The organism is Microbacterium sp. P5_E9, assembly GCF_054049175.1.
In genome coordinates this window covers 284,250-301,937 of record NZ_JBFUMV010000002.1, presented here as the reverse complement: position 1 = coordinate 301,937, position 17,688 = coordinate 284,250, and the positions used below count along the sequence as shown (strand labels likewise).

At 68.0% G+C, this 17,688-nt stretch carries 16 protein-coding genes; 6 read left to right on the top strand and 10 right to left on the bottom strand.

What is annotated here, in order from left to right:
- Positions 1–33: 33 nt before the first annotated feature.
- From ACXJ3V_RS04660 to ACXJ3V_RS04645, 4 genes are all read right to left on the bottom strand, one after another.
- The gene (locus ACXJ3V_RS04660; protein ID WP_457099092.1) at positions 34–753 is read right to left on the bottom strand and encodes a DUF2510 domain-containing protein; all 720 of its coding nucleotides are present in this window, start codon (positions 751–753) and stop codon (positions 34–36) included.
- Positions 754–843: 90 nt separating this feature from the next.
- The gene (locus tag ACXJ3V_RS04655) at positions 844–1,845 is read right to left on the bottom strand and encodes a sugar phosphate isomerase/epimerase family protein (RefSeq protein WP_457099091.1); all 1,002 of its coding nucleotides are present in this window, start codon (positions 1,843–1,845) and stop codon (positions 844–846) included.
- A gap of 42 nt (positions 1,846–1,887) precedes the next feature.
- Complete coding sequence (locus ACXJ3V_RS04650; RefSeq protein WP_457099421.1) at positions 1,888–3,033, bottom strand: Gfo/Idh/MocA family protein; 1,146 nt, start codon at positions 3,031–3,033, stop codon at positions 1,888–1,890.
- A 94-nt stretch (positions 3,034–3,127) separates the two neighbouring features.
- Entirely contained in the window at positions 3,128–4,174 is a 1,047-nt protein-coding gene (locus ACXJ3V_RS04645) for a substrate-binding domain-containing protein (RefSeq protein ID WP_457099090.1), read from the bottom strand.
- Between the two features lie 317 nt (positions 4,175–4,491).
- Here ACXJ3V_RS04645 and ACXJ3V_RS04640 point away from each other — a divergent pair, with 317 nt between their 5' ends.
- From ACXJ3V_RS04640 to ACXJ3V_RS04630, 3 genes are all read left to right on the top strand, one after another.
- Positions 4,492–5,967, top strand: coding sequence for a sugar ABC transporter ATP-binding protein (locus ACXJ3V_RS04640; protein WP_457099089.1), 1,476 nt, complete (start codon positions 4,492–4,494; stop codon positions 5,965–5,967).
- Positions 5,964–7,022 carry an ABC transporter permease gene (locus tag ACXJ3V_RS04635; protein ID WP_457099088.1) on the top strand — a complete coding sequence of 353 codons (1,059 nt, stop codon included), beginning with the start codon at positions 5,964–5,966 and terminating at the stop codon, positions 7,020–7,022. Before ACXJ3V_RS04640 ends, ACXJ3V_RS04635 begins: the two co-directional genes overlap by 4 nt.
- Before the next feature lie 123 nt (positions 7,023–7,145).
- Entirely contained in the window at positions 7,146–8,324 is a 1,179-nt protein-coding gene (locus ACXJ3V_RS04630) for an ROK family protein (protein WP_457099087.1), read from the top strand.
- A 37-nt stretch (positions 8,325–8,361) separates the two neighbouring features.
- Here the strand turns inward: ACXJ3V_RS04630 and ACXJ3V_RS04625 are convergent, their stop codons facing one another.
- Positions 8,362–9,603: a glycosyltransferase gene (locus tag ACXJ3V_RS04625; protein WP_457099086.1), complete on the bottom strand. Its 1,242-nt coding sequence runs from the start codon at positions 9,601–9,603 to the stop codon at positions 8,362–8,364.
- A gap of 118 nt (positions 9,604–9,721) precedes the next feature.
- Between ACXJ3V_RS04625 and ACXJ3V_RS04620 the strand changes: the two genes are divergently transcribed.
- Positions 9,722–10,801 (top strand): DNA polymerase IV, encoded by a 1,080-nt coding sequence (locus ACXJ3V_RS04620; protein WP_457099085.1) that lies wholly within the window; start codon positions 9,722–9,724, stop codon positions 10,799–10,801.
- 13 nt (positions 10,802–10,814) lie between these two features.
- On the opposite strand, the gene ACXJ3V_RS04615 is transcribed toward ACXJ3V_RS04620, so the two are convergent.
- From ACXJ3V_RS04615 to ACXJ3V_RS04605, 3 genes are all read right to left on the bottom strand, one after another.
- Positions 10,815–12,155: a class I SAM-dependent methyltransferase gene (locus ACXJ3V_RS04615; protein WP_457099084.1), complete on the bottom strand. Its 1,341-nt coding sequence runs from the start codon at positions 12,153–12,155 to the stop codon at positions 10,815–10,817.
- Complete coding sequence (locus tag ACXJ3V_RS04610) at positions 12,152–13,531, bottom strand: FAD-binding oxidoreductase (protein ID WP_457099083.1); 1,380 nt, start codon at positions 13,529–13,531, stop codon at positions 12,152–12,154. The genes ACXJ3V_RS04615 and ACXJ3V_RS04610 overlap by 4 nt, the downstream gene beginning before the upstream one ends.
- A 62-nt stretch (positions 13,532–13,593) precedes the next feature.
- The gene (locus tag ACXJ3V_RS04605; RefSeq protein WP_457099082.1) at positions 13,594–14,271 is read right to left on the bottom strand and encodes a DUF6766 family protein; all 678 of its coding nucleotides are present in this window, start codon (positions 14,269–14,271) and stop codon (positions 13,594–13,596) included.
- A 318-nt stretch (positions 14,272–14,589) separates the two neighbouring features.
- Between ACXJ3V_RS04605 and ACXJ3V_RS04600 the strand changes: the two genes are divergently transcribed.
- A complete protein-coding gene (locus ACXJ3V_RS04600) occupies positions 14,590–14,874 on the top strand; it encodes a hypothetical protein (protein WP_457099081.1) in 285 nt (94 codons plus the stop codon).
- Between the two features lie 4 nt (positions 14,875–14,878).
- Here the strand turns inward: ACXJ3V_RS04600 and ACXJ3V_RS04595 are convergent, their stop codons facing one another.
- Positions 14,879–15,736 carry a hypothetical protein gene (locus tag ACXJ3V_RS04595; RefSeq protein WP_457099080.1) on the bottom strand — a complete coding sequence of 286 codons (858 nt, stop codon included), beginning with the start codon at positions 15,734–15,736 and terminating at the stop codon, positions 14,879–14,881.
- 66 nt (positions 15,737–15,802) lie between these two features.
- Positions 15,803–16,633, bottom strand: a complete 831-nt coding sequence (locus ACXJ3V_RS04590; RefSeq protein WP_457099079.1) for an SDR family oxidoreductase — start codon at positions 16,631–16,633, stop codon at positions 15,803–15,805.
- An 82-nt stretch (positions 16,634–16,715) separates the two neighbouring features.
- Between ACXJ3V_RS04590 and ACXJ3V_RS04585 the strand changes: the two genes are divergently transcribed.
- Positions 16,716–17,678: a helix-turn-helix transcriptional regulator gene (locus tag ACXJ3V_RS04585; RefSeq protein ID WP_457099078.1), complete on the top strand. Its 963-nt coding sequence runs from the start codon at positions 16,716–16,718 to the stop codon at positions 17,676–17,678.
- Positions 17,679–17,688 lie beyond the last annotated feature (10 nt).

Below are 17,688 nucleotides of genomic sequence, written 5' to 3'. Positions count from 1 at the left end.
TTCGTGGCCGAGAGCCTGGGGCGCGCAGCGGACTCAATCATCGACGATTGCGTCGATCGCCCAGCCCCCAGCATCCGACCTCCACAGCTGATATTGGAACCGATCTTCGTAGTCGACAGACACACCCAGGTCATTGCCGTTGTCGTCGTAGGTGCTCGAATACGTCTCGGTCGTCGACACGGCGATCCACACACCGAAGGTCACGGCGCCGCGGATGAACGTCCCGTAGTCGTCGACCGAGCCGGCGAAGTCCTCGGATGCAGCGGCGAATTCGGCGCAATCGGTGAGGTCCATTCCCGCACGGAACTCCGAGGTCGTGGTCTCGAAGAAGGCGTCGCAGTCGCCGGTGAGCCACGCCTCGTTGTACCGCTCGACGGCATCGACGGCCGCCTGCTCATCCGGGGTATCAGGCTGATCGGCCGTGGGCTCTTCGGCGGCCGGCTCATCGGTGATGACTTCGCTCGGGACCGCGCCGGACGACTCCCCCGAGGTGGACGACAGCACGCTGAAGACACCGAAGAGATACATGAGCCCTGCGCCGAGGAGGATGACCCCGAGAACCACCCACACGATCCACAGCCGTGACTTCGGCGTGACTGCAGGAGCGGCGGCGGCAGGGTCGCCTCCCCAGTAGGGACTGAGCGTCGGGGCTGTGGTCTGAGGCAGGGCGACATGCTCGGTCCACTGACTGCCGTCCCACCACCGCGTTCCGCCATGGCCGTCGTCGTACCAGCCGGGAGGCACCGTCGTCATGGCCAGACGATACTGCCTCGCCGCCGGCGCGCGCTCAGGTTGAGCTGTCGCGGCACGCCGGGGCGCGGCATCCGTCCACCGCCGTCCGGATCAGCGACTGCTGAAGGCGGCGTCGAACGCAGCCTCGGGTGCGGCGAAGGCGTTCTTCTTGACGAATTCGAGCGCCTCGGGGGCGCCGAGCAGGCGATCCATGCCCGCGTCCTCCCACTCGACCGAGATGGGGCCGTCGTAGCCGATCGCGTTCAGCGCGCGGAAGGAGGCCTCCCACGGCACATCGCCGCGCCCGGTCGAGACGAAGTCCCAGCCGCGGTGCAGGTCCGCCCAGGCGAGATGCGAGCCGAGCCGACCGTTGCGGCCGTTGCCGAGGTTGAGCTTCACGTCCTTGCAGTCCACGTGGTAGATGAGGTCTTTGAATTCGAGGATGAAGTCGACCGGGTTCAGCTGCTGCCAGATGAAGTGCGACGGGTCCCAATTGAGCCCGAACGTCTTGCGGTGCCCGATCGCCTCAAGGGTGCGGACAGTCGTCCAATAGTCGTAGGCGATCTCGCTCGGGTGGACCTCGTGCGCGAAGCGAACGCCGACCTCGTCGAAGACGTCGAGGATCGGGTTCCAGCGGTCGGCGAAGTCCTGGTAGCCGGCGTCGACGGCTTCCTGCGACACCGGCGGGAACATCGCAACGTACTTCCAGATGCTCGAGCCGGTGAACCCGACGACCGTCTTGACCCCGAGCTTCGCCGCGAGCCGGGCGGTGTGCTTCATCTCCTCGGCGGCGCGCTGGCGCACCCCTTCGGGGTCACCATCGCCCCACACCTGGTCGGAGAGGATGTCGCGGTGCCGCTGATCGATCGGGTCGTCGCAGACCGCCTGTCCCTTGAGGTGGTTCGAGATGGCCCAGACCTTCAGGCCGTGACGCTCGAGCAGTTCGAGCTTGCCTTCCACATAGCCAGGCTCGTCCCAGCGCCACGGGTCGAGGTGGTCGCCCCAGCAGGCGATCTCAAGGCCGTCGTACCCCCACTCGGAGGCGAGTCGGGCGACCTCCTCGAGCGGCAGGTCGGCCCACTGGCCGGTGAAGAGGGTGATGGGTCGCGTCATTGCGGTGTCCTTTCAACGTCAGGGTCTTGCCAGGTCGCGAGGTCAGTCGCCGACCGGCGTCCAAATGCTCCCGGCATCCGAGCTGCGCTCGACGGCATCGAGGACGCGCTGCACGTGCAGCCCGTCCGCGAACGACGGGAGCGGCTGGCTGCCGCTGTCGATCGCCGAGACGAAGTCGTAAACCTGGTGGGAGAAGCCGTGCTCGTAGCCGAGCATATGACCCGTCGGCCACCACGGCGCAAGGTAGGGATGGTCATGCTCGGTGACGAGGATCCGCCGGAAGCCGAGCTCCGTTTCGGGCAGGGTCGCGTCGTAGAAGTCGAGCTCGTTGAGGCGCTCGAGGTCGAACGAGATGGCGCCGAGCGACCCGGCGATCTCGATGCGCAGCGCGTTCTTGCGGCCGGTGCGGAATCGCGTCGCCTCGAACGAGGCCAGCGCGCCGGAGTCGAGTCGTCCGGTGAACAGCGCGATATCGTCGACGGTCACGGCGCCGCGCTCGCTGGAGGCGGTGCCGGAGAGTCCGATCCCCTCTCCAAGGAGGGGGCGTTCCGAGACGAGCGTCTCGAGGATGCCCGAGACTGTCGCCAGCCGCTGACCGGTGATGTACTCGGTGAGATCCACGGCGTGGGCGCCGATGTCGCCGAGTGCACCTGACCCGGCTTTGTCCTTCTGCATGCGCCAGGTGAGCGGCGCCTCGGCGTCCATCAGCCAATCCTGCAGATACTCGGCGCGCACCTGACGGATCTCGCCGATCCGCCCCGCCGCGACGAGATCACGGGCGAAGGTCGTCGCCGGCACCCGACGGTAGGTGAATCCCACCATGGAGCGGATGCCGCGCTCGGCCGCCCGCTCGGCTGCGGCGGTCATCGCCTCCGCCTCGGCGACGGTGTTCGCGAGCGGCTTCTCGCAGAGGACGTGCTTGCCGGCCTCGAGTGCGGCGATCGCGATCTCGGCGTGCGTGTCGCCCGGTGTGACGACGTCGACGACGTCGATGTCCTCACGCGCGATCACCTCGCGCCAGTCGGTCGCGCTCTCGGCCCAGCCCCACTTGCGTGCGTTGGCCGCGACGCCTTCGGCATCCCGCCCCACCACGACGGTCATCTCGGGCTCGACCGCGAGGTCGAAGAATCGGGCGGCGACTCGCCAGCCCTGGGAGTGTGCCGCGCCCATGAAGCCGTGGCCGATCATGGCGACGCGAAGCTTGTTGGTCAACCCAGTGTCCTCTCGGGTGGTTGGCGCGGGGCGCCCGTCGTCAGACGGACGCCCCGCGATGATCTCGTGTCTACTCGAACGCGAGGTCGATGTACTGGTCGACGTTCTCCTTTGTGACGACGGGAGCGTCGAGCACGATCCGGTTCGGGATGCCAGGTGTGATCAGGTCGCCCATCGTCTTGCCCTGCGCGATGAGACGCGCCAGCGCGACGCCGTCAGCGCCCTGCGTCGACGGGTAGATGACCGTGGCCTTGAGCACCGTGTCGTCGGCCTGGATGGCCTCCATGGCGCTCTTGCTGCCGGCGCCGCCCATCATGAAGAACTCGTCGCGACCGGCGGAGTCGATCGCCGCGAGGACGCCGATGCCCTGGTCGTCGTCGTGGTTCCAGAGTGCGTCGATGTGCGGGTTGGCCGCGAGCAGCTGGGACGCCGCAGCCTCGCCGCCGGCGACCGTGAAGTCGGCAGCCACGCGGGCGGAGACCTCCAAGCCACAGTCATCGAGTGCATCCTTGAAGCCCTTGGAGCGGTCCTGCGTCAGCGGCAGTGAGTCGATGCCGGCGATCTCCGCGACGATCGCGTCGGGGTTGTCGCCGAGCTGCTCGCAGATGTAGGTTCCCGCGCTGACGCCCATGCCGTAGTTGTCACCCAGGATCGTGGCGCGTGCCGCGAACGGGCTCGAGAACAGCCGGTCGACGTTGATGACCGGGATGCCGGCCTCCATCGCCTTGATCGCGGCTTCGGTCAGAGCAGCGCCGTCGGTCGGCAGCAGCACGATCGCGTCGACCTTCTGGTTGACGAAGTTCTCCACGGCGGCGATCTGTGCGATCGGGTCGTTCGTGCCCTCCGCGACCTGCAGGTCGACGTCGCCGAAGCTGTCGGCGGCGGCCTTGGCGCCGGAGTTGATCGCGCCGAGCCAGCCGTGGTCGGCCGCAGGGCCCGAGAAGCCGATGACGACGGTGTCGCCCTCGGCGGCGTTCTCCTCCGTCGTGGTGCCCTGGTCGACGACGTTGTCCTCGTCTGCTCCGGAGCCGGTGCAGCCCGCCAGCAGTCCGACAGCGGCGATGACCGCGGTGCCGGTCAGTATCAGGCGTGTGCGCGCCTTCAGGTGTGAGCGCATTGTTATTCCTCCTTGAATGTGATGCAGCCGTGGCAGCGTGCTGGATTCGAGAGGGAAGTGCTGCCCGCACTCGAGGGATCCACGCTGACGGGATCAACGTAACAGAACTGCGCTTCTGGGTGTCAGCTTTTGTTTTTCTGTCGTCAGAAGTGGGTGGATCGTTATCTTCGCGTGATTTCGGCGGTGGTAAGTCTTCCACCGTCCCATTCGTTCGCAGACAGCAGCCCGAATTGGCACTCGGCAGAGCGGACCGGGCGTGTTATGTTCAGCAAGTGATCAAAGTTGACCATGGATCGGCGTTACTCACGGTGACCGGCGTGACAAAGTCCTTCGCGGGCGTGCAGGCCCTGCGCGGTGTCGACCTGGATGTGCTGCCGGGCGAGGTGCACTGTATCCTCGGCCAGAACGGGGCGGGCAAGTCGACCCTGATCAAGGTGCTCGCGGGAGTACATCGTCCTGATGAGGGTGAGCTCTCCTGGCTCGGTGAAACGGTCGAGATCCCCACGCCTGAGGCGGCGATCGAACTCGGCATCGCGACCATGTATCAGGAGCTCGACGTCGTCGACGGTCTCACGATCGCCGAGAACATCTTCCTCGGCCACGAGCTCGCGCGGGGTGGATTCACCCAGCGCTCCGAGGCAGCACGCCAGACTCGCGAACTGCTTCGCCGACTCGGACACGCCAATCTGTCACCCAACATGGAGGTCGGCCAACTCAGCGCGGCGAGCAAGCAGATCGTGAGCATGGCGCGCGCTCTCTCGCACGACATCAAGCTGATCATCATGGACGAGCCGTCGGCGGTGCTGGACGGCGAAGAGGTGAAGAACCTCTTCCACGTCGTGAAGGAGCTCACCTCCGCCGGCATCGCCGTCGTCTACATCACGCACCGTCTCGCGGAGATCCGCCAGATCGGCGACCGCATCACGGTGCTGAAAGACGGCCGGTCGATGGCCAGCGGCCTGCCGGTCGCCGACACCCCGACCGCCGAGCTCATCCGGCTGATGACCGGCCGGTCCGTGGCGAACGTCTTCCCGCCCGCGGTACCTGTCCCCGCCGACGCACCCACCGTGCTCGAAGTCGACGGGCTCGCGCTCGCGGGCGTCTTCGAGGATGTGTCGTTCTCGGTCCGCGCCGGCGAGGTGATCGGCCTCGCCGGGCTCGTCGGGTCGGGGCGGTCCGAGATCCTCGAAACCGTCTACGGCGCGCGGCGCGCCACCTCCGGAGCGGTGCGAGTGGGCGGCAGCACCCTTCGCCGCGGCTCCGTCGTGCACGCGGTGCGGGCCGGGATCGGCCTCTCACCCGAGGAGCGCAAGAGCCAGGGTCTCGTCCTCGACGAGCCCATCTTCGTGAACGTGACACTTTCATCCATGTCCCGGTACGCCAAGGCGGGATTCCTCGACGAGCGCGCCGAACGCAAGGTCACCCGCGAGCAGATCGAGGCGCTCGAACTGCGTCCCGCCGACCCGGACCGACCCGCCATGACGCTGTCGGGCGGCAACCAGCAGAAGATCCTCCTCGCCCGCTGGCTGGTGCATGGCACGAAGGTGCTCCTGCTCGATGAGCCCACCCGCGGCGTGGATGTCGGTGCCCGCGCCGAGATCTACGCTCTCATCCGCCGTCTCGCCGCCGCGGGCAATGCCATCGTGGTCGTCTCCAGTGAGATCGAGGAAGTGCTGGGTCTGGCCGACACCGTCCTCGTCATCTCGGACGGCCGCGTCGTCGCGTCACTTCCCGCCTCGCAGATAGACGAGCACGGCGTACTCGATCTCGTCATGAAAGGAACGGCCGCGTGAGCGAGCAGACCACCGGGATGCAGAACGTCCCCCAGCCACCCGCCGGACAGCCCGCCCCGCCGAGCGGCGATCAGCACAAATCCGGGTTCCAGCGATTCATGTCGGGCTCAGTCGGTCGCAACCTCGGCCTCGTGGTCGCGCTGCTGCTGCTCGTAGTCGTCGGCGCCATCACCGCTCCCGACACCTTCACCAGCCTCAGCAACGTGCTCACCATCCTGCGCCAGGCATCGATCATCGGCGTGATCAGCATCGGCATGACGCTCGTCATCATCGCGGGCGGAATCGACCTCTCGGTCGGCTCGGTGATGGGCCTGGCATCGGTCGTCGCCACGATCGCCGTCGTCCAGAACCTTGCCGACAACTCGCATTGGATCGTGATGGTGGTCGCCGCACTCGCAGTGGGTGTCGCCGCGGGGCTCGTGAACGGCGTGGTCATCGCGTACGGAAAGGTCGTGGCGTTCATGGCGACCCTCGCCATGCTCGTCGCTGCGCGCGGACTCGCCGAGATCCTCGCGGAGCGTCGCACGCTCCAGGTCGGCGACCGGGGTTTCATCCTGTTCATGAATGCCGACCTGATCGGCGTCGACATCCTGATCTGGATCTTCGCCATCGTCGCAGCGCTCGGGTGGGTGCTGCTCAACCGCACGACCTTCGGCCGCCGTACCGTCGCCATCGGCGGCAACCGCGAGGCCGCCCGTCTCGCGGGCATCAACGTGAGACGCCACATCATGTGGCTGTACGCACTGTCGGGTCTCACCGCCGGCATCGCCGCCGTCATGATCCTCGGACGCACGACCGCCGGCACGTCGACGCACGGTCAGCTGTACGAGCTCGACGCGATCGCCGCCGTCGTCGTCGGCGGAACCCTTCTGGTCGGCGGCCGCGGCACGATCACCGGCACCGTGTTCGGCGTCCTCATCTTCGCGACTCTGACGAATGTGTTCGTCCAGAACAACCTCACCTCTTCGGTGCAGGCGGTTGCGAAGGGCGTCATCATCGTCATCGCGGTGCTGCTGCAGCAGCGATTCGCCAAGCCCACCGGACGAGCGACATGATGGATGCCGCGCCTGGCGCCAGCGGACTATTGAACGTCTTGCGGCACCTGGGCGCGGCATCCCCGTCCGAAGTCACGCGATATTCGGCGATCCTGAGCCGAAGGTAGATGAAATGTGGCGCGAATGAGCATCGAATCGTCTCCCACCGTGTCGGGTGTGGGGCAGCTGTTCCAGCTGCTGCGCGATGGCGTGCCGCGAACCCGCGCGGAGCTCGCGAAGTCGACGGGCCTGGCCCGTTCGACGATCGCGGTCCGTGTCGACGAGCTCCTGCGGATGGGTCTCATCATCCCGATAGCCGACACGGTGTCGACCGGCGGGCGGCCTCCCTCGCTGTTCGCCCTCAACCCGAGCGCGCGCCTCGTGCTCGCCGCCGACATCGGCGCCTCGCATGCCACGCTGGCGATCACCGACCTCGCCGGCTCGATCGTCATCGAGCACAGCGAGCCGCTCGATGTGGCCCTCGGTCCGGTGCCCGTGCTCTCCTGGGTCGTCGAGAACGCCGTCGCGATGCTCGAGCGGATCGGGCGCTCGACGAAGGATCTCGCCGCGATCGGCATGGGCGTCCCCGGTCCGGTCGAGCACTCGACCGGACAGCCCGTGAACCCGCCGATCATGCCCGGCTGGGATCGCTTCGACGTCCCGGGCTGGGTGCAGCAGCATCTCGATGTACCGGTGCTCGTCGACAACGACGTCAACATCATGGCGCTCGGCGAGCGCGCGGTGGCGTGGCCTGGCGTCGATCACCTCATCTTCGTCAAGGTGGCCACCGGCATCGGCGCGGGGGTCATCTCGGGCGGCGTCCTGCAGCGCGGCGCGCAGGGCATCGCCGGGGACATCGGACACGTCCGGGTCGCGCGCGGGGCAGGCGTGCCGTGCCACTGCGGCAACACGGGATGCCTCGAGGCCCTCGCGTCCGGCCCAGCAATCGCCCGTGCGCTGCGCGCGCAGGGAGCGCCGGCCGAGAACGGCGACGACGTCGTCAACCTCGTCAAACGCGGGAACATCGACGCCATCCAGGCTGTGCGCCAGGCCGGCCGCGACATCGGCGAAGTGCTGACGACGTGCGTCAGCCTCGTGAATCCCTCGGTGATCGCGATGGGCGGGTCGATGTCCCGCGTCGGCGAGCACCTCATCGCCGGGGTGCGCGAGGTCGTCTACACCCGGTCGATTCCGCTGGCGACCGAGCACCTCGCGATCGTCCAGTCTGCGGCGGGAAAAAACGCCGCGGTGCTCGGAGCGAGCATTCTCGCGATCGAACACGCGCTCTCCCCCGAGACGCTCACCGCGCTCGTCCACGCCTGACCGAGCGCGCCAGAAGAAGGCGCCCCCGGCCCGCGGGTCAGGCCGCGACCGCGACCAGGCGATCCACGATCGCACGGTAGCGCTCGGCGACGGCCGGCCAGGACGAGTCCTGCGCGTCGCGCAGCGCGGCGTCGCGCATGCGCTCGGCCGCGCCGTCCTCCTCGAAGACCAACCGGATCGCGGCGGCGATCGAGTCGGGATCCTCGTGCTCGACGATGAGTCCGGCGCCCCGGCCGAGCAGTTCGACGGCATGCGGGAAGCCGGTGGCGACGACGGGCACGCCGGCTGCCACCGCTTCGGCGAGCACACCCGACGTGGCCTGGTCGCGCGCGTCGTAGGGCAGCAGCACGACGTCGGAGCCTTCGACCAGTTCCGCCAGTTGCGTCGGGTCGAGGTAGCGGTCGTCGAGGGTGACGACGTCCGTGAGATCGAGGTCGATGATGAGCTGCTGCAGCGATTCGCGGTAGCGCTCACCCTCGCGCGCGAGCACCTTCGGGTGCGTCCGGCCGGCGATCACGTACTCGATCGAGGGGGTGGACTCGCGCAGCTGAGCGATGGCCCGGATGCCCCATTCGAGGCCCTTTCCCGGGGTCATGAGTCCCCAGGTGAGAATGCGCTTCGGCCCCGCGTGCGCGATCGCCGGTGCCGCACGAGGCGCTGTGACGCCATGCGGGATGACGCGGACCTTGGACTCCTTGACGTTGTACGACCGGCGCAGGATCGCGCGGGCGTTGTCCGTCATGACCACCACGATCGCGGCCAGCCGGCACACCGTGTCGAGGACCGCGCGCTGATGCGGTGTCGGTTCGAGAAGCACGGTGTGGAGCACGACGATCGCGGGGGTCGACAGCGATCGCAGCAGCGGGATGATCTCGTCGCCGTCCGGTCCGCCGTAGATGTCGTACTCGTGCTGGATGATCGCGACATCGCACTTGTCGAGGGCGCGAACTGACGTGCGCATGCTGACGCGATTCCGGGAGATCAGATCGGCGGTGGTCGGGATCAGGCCGATCACCGGAGGGCTGAGGCGGCCGTCCCGCACATCGAGCACACGCACGATGGTGGGAGGCTGCGCGTCGCCGGCGGTGAGTGCCTCGGCGAGCGCCTCGGTGAACGTGGCGAGCCCGCATCGGGTGGGCGGATACGTGGAGAGAAACCCGAAGTGGGTCATGGCGACCATCTCTGTGGGCCCGGAGTCATCGACCCTGGGATTCTTCGAGACGTCTGCCGAACGGCATCCCTCGTGGAACTGCGCCTGCACCGCCGCGGTCCGGTCCACGCGACGTGCCGAAGCCACCGCGCTGTGCCCCCAGTCTACACGTGGGGTATGGCGGCCTCCCGGCGACGGGAGCAGCGAGGGCCTCGCCGGTGTCGCCGGCGCACCCCAGACTGGACTCATGAGCGACGGACCTGCGCGGTGGGTGCTGCACGTCGATCTCGACCAGTTCATCGCCGCGGTCGAGGTGCTCCGGCATCCCGAACTCGCCGGCAAGCCGGTGATCGTGGGCGGCCGAGGCGATCCGACCGAGCGTGCCGTGGTGTCGACCGCGTCGTACGAAGCGCGGGAGTACGGTGTCGGCTCCGGGATGCCGCTGCGCATCGCCGCCCGGAGGATTCCGGATGCCGTGATCCTTCCGGTGGATGCTCCGGCCTACACGGCGGCGTCCGAACAGGTCATGGCGACCCTGCGCGCGCAGCCGGGCGCGGTCGTGCAGGTGCTCGGCTGGGATGAAGCGTTCATCGGCATCGCGACGGATGATCCCGAGGGTGTCGCGCGGCGCCTCCAGCAGGCAGTCCTCGACCGGACCGCCCTGCACTGCAGCGTGGGCATCGGCGACACCCTCGTCCGCGCGAAGGTCGCGACCGGGTTCGGCAAGCCGCAGGGCATCTTCCGGCTCACCGCCGAGAACTGGCCGGCGGTCATGGGCGCACGCCCGACCATCGAGTTGTGGGGCGTCGGCACGAAGGTGCAGCGCCGCCTGGCCGGGCTCGGCATCCGCACCATCGCGGAATTGGCGTCCGCCGACGATGAGCTGCTCGCGGGTGAGTTCGGCCCGAAGATGGGTCCCTGGTACGGCCAGCTCGGGCGTGGCGAGAGCACCGCGGTGGTCGACGACACACCGTGGGTGCCCCGCGGGCACAGCCGCGAGACCACGTACCAGCAGGACCTCACCGAGCGCGACCAGATCGAGGAGGCCGTGGATGAGCTGCTGCTCCAGGTGCTCGACGACGTCGCCGCCGAGGGGCGGCCGGTCATCGGGCTCACGCTGAAGGTGCGCTACGCACCGTTCCTCACCAAGATCTTCACGAAGAAGATTCCCGCCAGCTTCGACCGAGACATCGTGCGGGCACGGGCCATGGATCTGCTCGCGAAGGTCGAACCAGAGCGCCCGATCCGACTGCTCGGCATGCGTCTCGAGATGGCCATGCCCGAGGACGCACGCGAGGGCCACTCCCCCACGCGCAGCGGCTGGTAGCCGAGCTCCGCCGCTACGGCGTCCACCAGGGTCGCAGCGGCAGACCGCTGATGCCCTCGCGATCGTCGGGTCGGCCCATCAGCACCTGGTGCAGCTGGATCCCGCCGGCCTCGAAGCCGAGCCGCGATCCGGCCATGTACAGGCCCCACACCTTGGCGGCGGGAAGCCCGACCTCGCTTACCGCCTCATCCCAGTGCTCGACGAGGTTGGCGCACCAATCCCGCAGCGTCAGCGCGTAGTGGGGGCGGATGTTCTCCTCGTGCAGCACCTCGAGTCCGGCATCCTGCGCTTCGGTGATGATGCGACCGGACCCGATGAGCTCCCCGTCGGGGAAGACGTACCGGTCGATGAAACCGGGGGCCGATGGCTCGCCCTTGTTGCCGGGGCGGGTGATGCAGTGGTTGAGCAGCAGCCCGCCCGGGCGCAGCCGGGACTGCAGGAACCGGAAGTACGCCGGATAGTTGCGCACGCCGATGTGCTCCAGCAGACCGATGGACGAGACCGCATCGAAGTCACTCTCGGCGATGTCCCGGTAGTCGCCGTAGCGCACCTCCGCCAGCTCGCTGAGTCCCTCCTCGACGATCGCCTGGTGCGCCCAGGTCGTCTGCTCCCGCGAAAGCGTCACGCCCGTCGCCCTCACCCCGCGGCGAGCGGCGTAGCGCACCATGCCGCCCCACCCGCATCCGACGTCCAGCAGCCGGTCGCCCGGCTGGAGTCGCAGCTTCTCGAACACCAGCCGGTACTTGTTCTCCTGCGCCTCTTCGAGCGAGGCGTCGAGGTTCGGGTAGCACGCGCAGGTGTAAGTCATCGAGGGCCCGAGCACCCACTCGTAGAAGGTGTTCGACACGTCGTAGTGGTGGTGGATCGAGTCGGCATCGCGCGACTTGCTGTGTCGGAGACCGGCCGCGACGCGGCGCCAGCGCGGGGGAACCTCCTGCGGAGGGGGCGCAACCGGACGCAGGTTCTCGAAGCCGATCGTGCGGGCGATCTTGGCCATGAGCCGCGCCGGCGGCCGCCGGAACACGAGGCCCTCCGAGAGCGCCTTGAGCAGCTCGTAAGGGTCGCCGGGGTGCACACCGTGGATGTCGAGGTCACCGGCGATATACGCGCGAGCGAGCCCGAGGTCGCCGAATCCGGTGGCGAGATACGCCGTGCCGCGAGGGGTCTTCAGGTCCAATCCGAACGGCGCATCCTCCGGTCCCGCTGAGCTTCCGTCGTAGGCGGTGAACCGCAGCGGCAGCTGCCCGCCGGCGAAGATCTCAAGCACCTCGGCCAGGGTGAGCTTGCCGCTCTCTTCAGCCGGGCCCCCGGCATCCGTCTCATCTTCCGTCGCGCGGTCCTTGAATGTGGTCATCGCCGTTGCACCGCCTTCGCATACAGGTCGAGCAGTCGTGAATCCGGGTCGTATCGCTGCTTGACGGCCCGGTAGGTCTCGCCACCGTAGAGCGCGTCGAACTCCTCCGCGGAGTAGAACGCGTCGGAGTAGAGCGACTTGTGGCCGTCGAGCTCGCCGACCCGGCGCTCGATCATCCGGTTGCTCTCGCCCTCGACCTGACCGACCGGCACCGTCGACCAGAAGCCGACGTTGACATAGGTGCGATTCGGCTCGATCGGGTACAGCGGCCATCCCTCGCTGCCGCGCAGCCGCAGCGGGCACAGCCAGATCGGCTCGATCGGCACGTTCGCCAGGAACCAGTCGAGGAATTCGACGCAGCGCTCGATCGGCACCTCGACGTCCTGGATCACGCGTTCGCGCGGCGGGCGTCCGTGGAGCTTCTCGAGCCGGTCGCCGATGTCGTACCGACGCTCCAGCCTCATGAGCTTCCAGTAGGCGCTGCTGCGCAGATAGCGCCGCGGCCAGAATCGACGGACGAGCGGATGCTGCGCCCCGAACGCGCCGGAGCACCAGAACCAGTCGGTGTCCCACCGCCACAGATAGTCGTGGATGGTGAGCCGGTCGGTCTTGACCCCGTCGTCGTGCTGGAGGGATCGGTAGTAGATCTGCTGCCCGGTGTAGTCGCTGACGGGTCCGGATGCCGCGGTCTGCACGCCGACGCACAGGTAGCTCTCGTCGGCGCTGAACACGACACCGTCGAGGTAGTCCACCGGGATGCCGTCGAGTTCGCCGGTCTGGATGATCCGGTCCATCGCCGCGACCAGTTCGGTGAGGCTGTGGAACCGGACCTGGCGAAGTGCAACGAACGGCTGGACCTCTTCCAGCTCGATACGCAGCCGGACGGCGTAGCCCAGCGTGCCGTAGGAATTCGGGAACGCGCGAAACAGGTCGACGTTCTCGTGCGGCGAGGCGGTCACCACCTCTCCCCCGCCGGTCAGGATGTCCAACTCGAGCACCGACTCGTGCGGCAGCCCGCTGCGGAACGACGTCGACTCGATGCCGAGGCCGGTGACCGCACCGCCGAGGGTGATGGTCTTCAGCTGCGGCACGACGAGCGGCGCGAGGCCTGCGGGCAGGGTCGCCGCGACGAGATCCTCGTAGGTGCACATGCCGGCCACGTCGGCGGTGCGCGCCTCCGCGTCGATCGCGATGACGTCCGCCAGCCCGGAGGTGTCGAGACCTGGGGTGTTCGTCTTCGTACGAGCTCGGAACAGATTCGAGGTGTGCTTCGCCAGCCGCACCGGGGCGGCCACTGGGACAGCGCGATAGCTCTCCAGAAGCCGCTCTACGCCGGCGGCGTGAGCGGTCCGTGCGTCGGTTGCCGGGGCGGACACGCCTCCACGCTAGTCCTCGACGGAATTCGCGTGAAGAGGAGAAGGCGCGAGCGATTCGGACGCTAGTTGGACTCGACCGAGGTCGTGTGGTGCGGCGTCCCGACCGGCTTCGACTCGCTCGATCCGCGCTGGCGCAGGTAGATCGCGAAGGTGACCATCGCACCGACGGCAAGGAACTCGGACTGCCAGTTCTGCAGCGTGCGGTTCCAGAAGTCCGCGGACACCACGTAGTCGAGCCACGTCTCGGCGGGCATCCCGTGCTGGGCGTTCTCGTCGTTGGCCACGGCGACACCGCCGACGGACTGGGCGAACCAGGACAGCAGGAAGATCGTGCCCATCACAAGGAGCAGCGAGTTCGAGTACACCCACTGACGCCATCCCTCGACGCGCGCCCAGCGTGGCGAATCAGGCCGCGCGTGCGCCCCGACGAGCTGCTCCTCGTCGGACCCGGGACCAGCATCACCGGGCTCCTTCGATTCGGGCGAGCCCCGCTGGATGAGCCAGACCGTCGCAGCGATGAACAGGAAGAACTGCAGGAACTCCGACTGCCAGTTCTCCGAGACATCGACGAGGAACGCCGACGAGGTGACGAACTGCCCGTACGAGATCGCGGATTCGCCGTGCTGCATCAGCTCCTCGTTGTTGTTCGCGAGCCCGACGAAGGACTGACCGATGAGCGCCGCGGCGAACAGCGCGAGGAAGAACAGGCTGAGTCCGTTGTCCCGGAGGAATGTGCGCATCTCAGCGACCCAGCAGCGGCAGCAGGATCATCACGGCAAGGCCCGCGGCGATCAGGATCATCCACGTCCAGAACATGCTCCGCATGCCGATCGTCTCCTGCTCGGTCGGTGTCATAACGCTGACGCTAGACCTCGCAGTGCACACCCGGAGGGGGCTTGACGTGGTGCCTCGCATCCGTCGCACCACTCACCGGCAGGCTTGTCAATCCCCACCCGGGCGGCACGGACGCGACGCAGAATCGTCTGACAGAACTCTCCTCGCCGAGTGATCTACGACGATGCGACACCGATTGTCGCTGACAGAGCGCGGAGCCTGCCATGACCGACACCACCCTCACCCAGCGGTTCGCGCTGGAGCGCGTCGACCCGAGCACCTGGGTGATCACAGACACGCAGGCGACGGATGCCGCGGCCTCGCCCATCGCGCACCTCACGCTCAACGATTACGAACAGGTCGAAGTGATCTGGGGAGTTCCGCTGCCGCTGCCCGTCACTTTCGCGAACCTGCAGGACGCCCTGGACAGCCTCGACGAGTGGGCCCACCGCAAACGCGGAGCCACCAAGCCCATCCCGATTCCGCATTTCCCGCCCCCGCCGCACTAGGCGCTCAGGTCTCAGCGCTCCGCGGGGGTGCGAGGCGCTTTGCACCGTGCTCGACGACGATCCGAACGAGTTGCGTGCCGGGGACGAAGATGTTGACCGCCTCCACGCCGACATCGAGCAGGAACTTGGGCTCGAGGATCTTGCCCAGATACTGCTCGAACGTGGCGCCGCCCGGATGGGTGTCGCCAGTCAGTCCGTCGAACTCGATCACGGCCTCTTTTCCGGCGTGACGATAGCGAAAGGCGTACACCGGCCGATAGACGAGGTCGACGACATCCACCGTCACTCGCTCCTCCAGCACGCGGTCCGCGCCGATCTTGCCGATGGCCGCCGCCATCACCTCACGCACGAGCATCGACGCCTTCGCCTCCGGGGGAACCACGACGGTGCCCGACGTGGCTTCGGCAGCCAGCGTCTCCGCGTTCGCCAGCGTGCTCGCGAAGCTGTCGTACCCGCTCAGCGTCGGGTTCTCGGCGCGGGTCAGCCCGTCGTACGCGAAGGCGCGCGCGTTCTCGTCCCGGCAGGACTCGAGGCCGGACAGCACGAAGCGTCCCTGGCTGACGAGAAGGGTCTGCTCGGCGATCTGGACGCTGCGGACACTGGATGCGACGGGGACGGCGTAGGTCCGCGTCCGTTCGTATTCGGCCACCGTCGTCACGTGCAGCCGCCAGAACGGCTGCAGCCGGCGCTCCCGGTAGACGCACTCGTAGTCCTCGGAGGTGGCGCGATTCAGCAGGCCCCCCAGCTTCGCCCCGGTGCCGAACGCGTCCGCTCGCCGCGACCACGCACGGCCTTCGGCGTGGTCGAGGCTGAATCGATCGGTCAGCAGGAGGATGCGCTCCTCGGCGACCTCGACCTCCATCGCGACACCCCCTATCGATGTCGGGGTCAGCATACGACCGCTCGACGCCGGGCGGGAGGGGCTCCGCTACGACGCGAATGCGCTCCGGTGGTCGACCGCCCACTGTGACAGCGGCGTGGGCGTGATTCCGAGGGGCGGGGCGAGCGGCTCCTCCGGCTCCTCGATGGTCTCGGACCAGTACCCGAGCAGCATGTCGAGGATGCCCTCGGGGATGAACCGGCCGACGTCCTCCCGGAACTCATCGGGAGTCACCTCGATGAGGGGCACCTCGCATCCGATCGCATCCGCGACGGCGGACAGCTGCTCGATCTTCGTGAGACTCGCGGGGCCGGTGAGCTCGTAGATCCGGCCCGAGTGTCCCGGTTCGGTGAGCACGATCGCGGCGGCAGTCGCGACATCCGCTTCATGGATGAGCACCTGCGAGGACGTCGGGTACGGAACGCGAACGCCGTGGCCGGCGCGGACGGCGAACGACCACGAGAGCAGGTTGGTGGCGAGGTTGCCGGGACGGAGGATCGTCCAGTCGTCGGTGCGCGTGGTGACGACCTCCTCCACCGCGCGGTGGTGCAGTTCGCTGGCGGATCCCACATCGCGCGAGTTCCTTGCCGACACCGCGAGCGAAGACAGCACCACGAAACGGCTGACACCCGCGGCGATGGCGCGGTCGACGAAGGCCGCGACCCCTTCGTCCGCCGGGAAGAGGTACACCGCGTCGACGTGGTCGAAGACCTGGTCGGGCGTCGTCGCGAGACTGCCTTCGTACACAGCGACACCGTCGGGAAGTTCGGCTGCCGCGGCGGCTCGACTCAGTGCGCGCACCGCGACGCCTCGCTCGAGCAGTTCGTTCACGAGGCGACGGCCGATATTCCCGGTCGCACCGGTGATGAGAATCGTCATTTCAGCTCCTTGGGTGGTGTGAACCCCAGGCTATGAACTGATTAGGTCTTGATCGGTCCTAATTCACCGGCAGGATGGACGGGTGACCGATGCCACCACGACCTCGCGCGTCCTCCGTCTGCTCAGCCTCTTGCAGACACGTCGCTCGTGGCAGGGCACCGAACTCGCCGAGCGCGTCGGCGTCAGCCCTCGCACGATCCGTCGTGACATCGACCGGCTCCGCGAGCTCGGCTACCGCATCGCGGCCGAGCGTGGCGCCATCGGCGGCTACCGCCTCGAGGCGGGCACGGAGCTTCCACCGCTGCTCTTCACCGCCGACGAGGCGGTGGCTCTTGCTCTCGGGCTGCGTGCCGGCGCCGCGGACGGAGCCGTTCGCGACCTGTCCGATCTCACGGTCTCGGTGCTCGCCAAACTCGAGCAGGTGCTGCCGGCCACGGTGCGGGCGCACGTGCATGCCACTCAGGTCGCGGTCTCATCCCCCGCCCCCGTGCGAGCCCGCGAACAGGTCGATCCGGAGATCTTCGCATCGCTGGCCCTCGCCTGCCGCGACTCCGAGGTGGTGCGCTTCGGGTACGTCGCCGCCGATCGCGTGCGCACCTCGCGTTGCGTCGAACCCGTCTCGCTCGTGCCTGTCGCGGGCCGGTGGTATCTCCTCGCCTGGGATCCCGGAGCAGACGATTGGCGCACGTTCCGCCTCGATCGCATCAGCGCTCCGACTCACACGCGACTCATCGTGGCGCGTCACGCCGTTCCGGGAGCGGATGCCGCCGCCTTCGTCGTGGAACGGCTCGCGGCCGCGGTGACACCGCGCTTCACGGCGACGATCCGGATTGCTGCGCCGCTGGCGGAGGTCGATGCCCACCTCGGTCCGTATACAACGGGGCTGAGCGCCGACGGGCCGGCGCACACACTCTGGGTCATCCACGACGACCACCTCGAGATCCTCGCCGGCGCACTGACCTGGCTCCGATGGGAGTTCACCATCGTCGAAGGCGAGGAGCTCCGGCACTTCACCCACGACTTCGCGTCGCGGCTGTCCGCGTGAGGATTCTCTG